Below are 5,047 nucleotides of genomic sequence, written 5' to 3'. Positions count from 1 at the left end.
GGGCGCCGCCCCCGGACCCCCGCTCCTCGACCGCCGGAGGGGCTTGATTTCGCACACATGCCAACGGGGCCGGACTGGACCCCCCGGCCCGTCCGACCCCGCAGCATTCCCCCGTGTTCCGCCGCCTCCCCCGAAGCAGCGGACCCGTGTTCCCCCGTACCCCCCGTTCCTTCAGGCCACCAACTCGCCGAAGGACTCCTCCTCGTCACGGCCGAAGCTGAGGACCTCGTCCTCGCGCAGCCGGCGGAGCGACCGCCAGATGCTGGACTTCACCGTGCCGACACTGATGTCGAGGATGGCCGCGATCTCCGGGTCGGTGCGGCCCTCGTAGTAGCGCAGGACCAGCATCGTGCGCTGGGGTTCGGGCAGCCGCGCCAGCGCCTGCCAGAGCACGGCGCGCAGTTCCGTGCCGCGCATCGCGTCCGTGTCGCCCACCGTCTCCGGCAGCTCCTCGGTCGGGTACTCGTTGAGCTTGCGCCTGCGCCAGGCACTGATGTGCAGGTTGGTCATGGTGCGGCGCAGATAGCCACCGACCGCCGCCTTGTCGCTGATCCGGTCCCATGCCCGGTACGTCGAGAAGAGGGCGCTCTGCAGCAGATCCTCGGCCTCGAACCGGTCTCCGGTCAGGTGGTAGGCGGTTGCGTACAGAGAGGCTCGGCGCTCCCGGACGTAGGCCGTGAACGCCGTGTCGGCGTCGTCGACCTGCGCCGGGGACTTCCGCTCCCCCCCGGCCTCCCCGTACGCGGCTCCCCCGTTGCTTCCCCCGTTGGCCCCCACCGCCGCGTCAACCACCGTCATGTACGACGTGTGCTGACGCCCGACGCCACGAACGCACCCCCGCACGCCCGCGGCCCCGGACTTCTCGGTGCTCCGGCCGACATCGTGGAGACGCGTGACAACTGCGCTTGCGGTGGTGCTGTGAGTTGCGTTCATCTCGCGCCCCCCATCGGTGGAGTCCGTCCGTTCCTTGTGCCAATGAGCTTGCCGGGGCAGTTTCATCGCCCTGTCCGCCGACTGTCACAGCCCTGTCACAGGGCCTGCCGTCGGCGCGTCGCCGGTGTGCCGGATGTATAAGTCGGCGCCAACTGTCGAACTGGGGCTCCACCATGGGTCAGAATGACCAGCGTGCCTTTCCTGTTGCTGATCGAGGACGACGACGCCATCCGCACGGCCCTCGAACTCTCGCTGTCACGCCAGGGCCACCGTGTGGCCACCGCGGCGACGGGAGAGGACGGCCTGAAACTGTTGCGTGAGCAGCGGCCGGATCTGATCGTGCTGGATGTGATGCTGCCCGGCATCGACGGTTTCGAGGTGTGCCGGCGCATCCGGCGCACCGACCAGCTGCCGATCATTCTGCTGACCGCGCGCAGCGACGACATCGACGTCGTGGTCGGACTTGAGTCCGGTGCCGACGACTATGTCGTGAAACCCGTGCAGGGCCGGGTGCTCGACGCCCGTATCCGGGCGGTGCTGCGCCGCGGTGAGCGCGAGTCCACCGACTCCGCGTCCTTCGGGAACGTGGTGATCGACCGCTCCGCGATGACCGTGACCAAGAGCGGCGAGGATCTGCAGCTCACGCCGACCGAGCTGCGACTCCTGCTGGAGCTGAGCCGTCGGCCGGGCCAGGCTTTGTCGCGGCAGCAGCTGCTGCGACTGGTCTGGGAGCACGACTACCTCGGTGACTCCCGGCTCGTGGACGCCTGTGTGCAGCGGCTGCGCGCCAAGGTGGAGGACGTACCGTCCTCGCCGACCCTGATCCGTACCGTTCGGGGTGTGGGCTACCGGCTGGACTCGCCTCAGTGAGCGATGCCGTCGGACGGAGCCTGCTCACCGGGCTTCGCTGGACCAGTCTGCGACTGCGTCTCGTCTTCGTGTTCGCGCTGGTGGCACTGACCGCCGCGGTGTCCGCCTCGGGGATCGCGTACTGGCTGAACCGCGAGGCCGTACTGACCCGTACCCAGGACGCCGCGCTCGGGGACTTCCGCCAGGAGATGCAGAACCGGGCGGCCTCGCTGCCACTGCGTCCCACCAAGGACGATCTGCAGAACGCCGCCGTGCAGATGGCGAGCAGCTCGCCCGGCTACAGCGTGCTGCTGGTCGACGAGCGCGACACCGGCAAGCCGATCGTCGGCAACTCCGATCTGGACACCTTCACGCTCGACAACGTGCCGCTGTCGCTGCAGAAGGCGGTCACGAAGAAGCAGCCGGTGAAGGCGGGCAACAAGTACGAGTACCACCTGTTCTGGCAGCGGGTCAGCATCCGCGGTACGCCGTATCTGGTGGGCGGTACGAGGATCATCGGCGGTGGCCCGACCGGCTACATGCTGAAGTCGCTCGACCAGGAGCGGCAGGATCTGAATTCCCTCGCCTGGTCGCTGGGGATCGCCACCGGACTCGCCCTGGTCGGCTCGGCGCTGCTCGCACAGGCCGCCGCGACGACCGTGCTGCGGCCTGTGCAGCGGCTCGGTGACGCCGCGCGCAAGCTCGGCGAGGGCAAGCTCGACACCCGGCTCGTGGTGTCCGGCACCGATGAACTCGCCGATCTCTCCCGTACGTTCAACAGGACCGCGAGTTCGCTGGAGAAGAAGGTCGCGGACATGAGCGCGCGGGACGAGGCGAGCCGGCGGTTCGTCGCCGACATGTCCCACGAACTGCGCACCCCGCTCACCGCGCTGACCGCCGTCACCGAGGTGCTGGAGGACGAGGCGGACAGCCTGGACCCGATGATCGCGCCCGCGGTGCATCTCGTGGTGAGCGAGACCCGGCGCCTCAACGACCTGGTCGAGAACCTGATGGAGGTCACCCGCTTCGACGCGGGTACGGCCCGGCTCGTCCTCGACACGGTCGATGTCGCCGACCAGGTCACCGCCTGCATCGACGTCCGCGCCTGGCTGGACGCGGTGGATCTGGACGCCGAGCGCGGCATGATGGTCCGCCTCGACCCGCGCCGGCTCGATGTGATCCTGGCGAATCTGATCGGCAATGCGCTCAAGCACGGCGGTTCGCCGGTACGGGTCTCGGTGAGGACCGAGGGCGACGAACTCGTCATCGAGGTCCGCGACCACGGCCCCGGTATCCCCAAGGACGTCCTGCCGCATGTCTTCGACCGGTTCTACAAGGCCAGCGCCTCCCGTCCGCGCTCCGAGGGCAGTGGTCTCGGTCTGTCGATCGCCATGGAGAACGCACACATCCACGGCGGTGACATCACGGCCACGAACTCGCCGGACGGCGACGGCGCGGTATTCGTACTGCGGCTGCCGCGCGATGCCGAGCAGCTCACCCGTTCCGCCGGGGATCACGACGCGGGGGTCCAGGACGAGGAGGGTGACGCGACGTGAGGGGCAGCAACCGCCGGGCACGCCGTTCGGCCGTGGCGCTGGCCGGTGCCGTGATCACGGCCGTGCTGGCCGCGGGCTGCGGGATCAGGACCACCACCGTGCCGGTGGACGCCGGGGCCGCACCGTCCCGGGTGCCGTGCTCGATGTCCGCGGAGGACGTCACCAGCCAGGCCCTCCAGGGCATCCCCGTACAGATCTATCTGGTCTGCTCCTCGCAGCTGGTCACGGTGGACCGTACGGTGCAGGTCGGCGATACGAAGTCGGACCGGGTCCGGATCGCGCAGGCGCTCCTGGACGAGCTGGAGCAGGAGCCGCCCGCCAATGAGCGGCAGGCCGGGTTCTCCACGGCCGTCCCGGCGAACCTGCGGATCAGTGCGGCCCGCAGCGGCGACCGGCAGGGCACGCTGCGGCTCAGCGAGCAGCCGGAGGACCTGCCGTCCGAGGCTCTGGCGCAGATCGTGTGTACGTACACGGAGAGCGAGGCGCTCGCCCAGGGCGGCACGGTGGTGCTGGGCGGGCCGGGGAACTATGCGCCGCGTGGGTATCTGTGCACCTCGGAGACGAAGGCCAGGCCGAAGGCGGCACAGACGCTGAAAGCGGGGTCGAGGGCCTGAGCGCGGGGCCGGGGGCGTACGGCGTCCGGTCCTTCTGTCCTCAAGCGCCGGACGGGCCGGGTTTCTGTGTCGCCCCGGTCAGGTGGCCCGGCCAGGTGTGGCGTCGTCCCGCCTGAGTCGTCCCGGCCGAGTCGTCCCGGCTGAGATCCGGGTCCGTCGGGCCGGGCGGAACCGATCCTGCCGCCCGACGCGTCTTGGGGGGCGTGCGTCAAGGTTCGGGCAGTCAGGCTGTCATCCGCTTCCGCGCGACCGGGGTCTCCCTCCTCCTCGCGCATCTGCTGCTTGTCGGGTGGCTGACGCTGCGCCCACTCGATGTGCCGTGGACGACCGCCTCGAATCTTCAACCGTTCGCCGGTATCAGAGCGGACCTGGCCCTCGGCCCGGTCGAGGCCGCTCGCCGGATCGGTGAGGGGCTGTTGCTGCTCGCCCCGCTCGGCGTGCTGCTGCCGATGGCCGGGGGCCGGCTGTTCGTCTCCCCGTGGGCCTCGCTGGCCCGTACGGTCGCGGCGGGGTCGCTGATCTCGCTGACCATCGAACTGGCACAGACCGGTGTGCCGGGGCAGGTCGTCGACGTCGACTCGCTGTTGCTGAACACCACCGGTGTGGCACTCGCCCATCTGCTGATCGTGCCGGTGTACCGGGCGCGGCTGCGCCGCAGGAAGCAGCAGGTCCGGGTGGCGCCCCACCCCAGGGACGAGGCGGCTCAGGGGTCGACCCCGACGATTCCCAGGGTCGGCATCGCACCGTAGAGCGACGCTTTGCCCCCGTTCGCCGGGCGACCATGGATGCATCGGGAGCACGACCGAGCTGCTCCCTCAGCAACGATTCGCGAAGGAGCCCACCATGGCAGCACTTGCCCGCCCCCGTGACGGACGCATGATCGGCGGAGTGTGCGCAGCGCTGGCAAGGCGCTTCGGCACCTCCGCGGGAACCATGCGCATCATCTTCCTGGTCTCCTGTCTGCTGCCGGGGCCGCAGTTCCTGCTCTACCTGGCGCTGTGGGTGCTGTTCCCGTCCGAGAAGACGTCGTCCGTCGCCTGGTGACCCGCGTACGCACAACACGCCTGTGGGGCGGACACCCGGTTCGGGTGTCCG

6 protein-coding genes are annotated in these 5,047 nt (G+C 69.8%); 5 read left to right on the top strand and 1 reads right to left on the bottom strand.

The genetic code is table 11. From position 1 onward, the window contains the following. Positions 1-171: 171 nt before the first annotated feature. Positions 172-933 (bottom strand): SigE family RNA polymerase sigma factor, encoded by a 762-nt coding sequence (locus tag ABTZ94_RS36180; protein WP_351207472.1) that lies wholly within the window; start codon positions 931-933, stop codon positions 172-174. Positions 934-1,125: 192 nt separating this feature from the next. On the opposite strand from ABTZ94_RS36180, the gene afsQ1 reads away from it, so the two are divergent. The 5 genes from afsQ1 to ABTZ94_RS36155 all read left to right on the top strand — a co-directional run bounded on the left by afsQ1 (position 1,126) and on the right by ABTZ94_RS36155 (position 4,996). Further along, entirely contained in the window at positions 1,126-1,803 is a 678-nt protein-coding gene (afsQ1, locus tag ABTZ94_RS36175) for a two-component system response regulator AfsQ1 (protein WP_351207474.1), read from the top strand. Continuing rightward, on the top strand, positions 1,800-3,338 hold the full coding sequence (locus ABTZ94_RS36170) for an ATP-binding protein (protein WP_351207470.1): 1,539 nt from the start codon (positions 1,800-1,802) through the stop codon (positions 3,336-3,338). Before afsQ1 ends, ABTZ94_RS36170 begins: the two co-directional genes overlap by 4 nt. Continuing rightward, positions 3,335-3,952: a GerMN domain-containing protein gene (locus ABTZ94_RS36165; RefSeq protein ID WP_351207468.1), complete on the top strand. Its 618-nt coding sequence runs from the start codon at positions 3,335-3,337 to the stop codon at positions 3,950-3,952. The genes ABTZ94_RS36170 and ABTZ94_RS36165 overlap by 4 nt, the downstream gene beginning before the upstream one ends. Before the next feature lie 203 nt (positions 3,953-4,155). Further along, positions 4,156-4,701 (top strand): VanZ family protein, encoded by a 546-nt coding sequence (locus tag ABTZ94_RS36160; RefSeq protein WP_351207466.1) that lies wholly within the window; start codon positions 4,156-4,158, stop codon positions 4,699-4,701. Positions 4,702-4,795: 94 nt separating this feature from the next. Next, complete coding sequence (locus ABTZ94_RS36155; protein WP_351207464.1) at positions 4,796-4,996, top strand: PspC domain-containing protein; 201 nt, start codon at positions 4,796-4,798, stop codon at positions 4,994-4,996. Positions 4,997-5,047 lie beyond the last annotated feature (51 nt).

Origin of the sequence: Streptomyces sp. NPDC002785 (assembly GCF_040295565.1) — a bacterium.
Taxonomy (GTDB): Bacteria; Actinomycetota; Actinomycetes; order Streptomycetales; family Streptomycetaceae; genus Streptomyces.
This window is presented reverse-complemented; position numbering and strand designations above follow the sequence as displayed.

Coding starts and splice junctions, on each gene's coding strand:
- ABTZ94_RS36180 (WP_351207472.1), bottom strand. CDS start 933: ATGAACGCAACTCACAGCACCACCGCAAGCGCAGTTGTCACGCGTCTC.
- ABTZ94_RS36155 (WP_351207464.1), top strand. CDS start 4,796: ATGGCAGCACTTGCCCGCCCCCGTGACGGACGCATGATCGGCGGAGTG.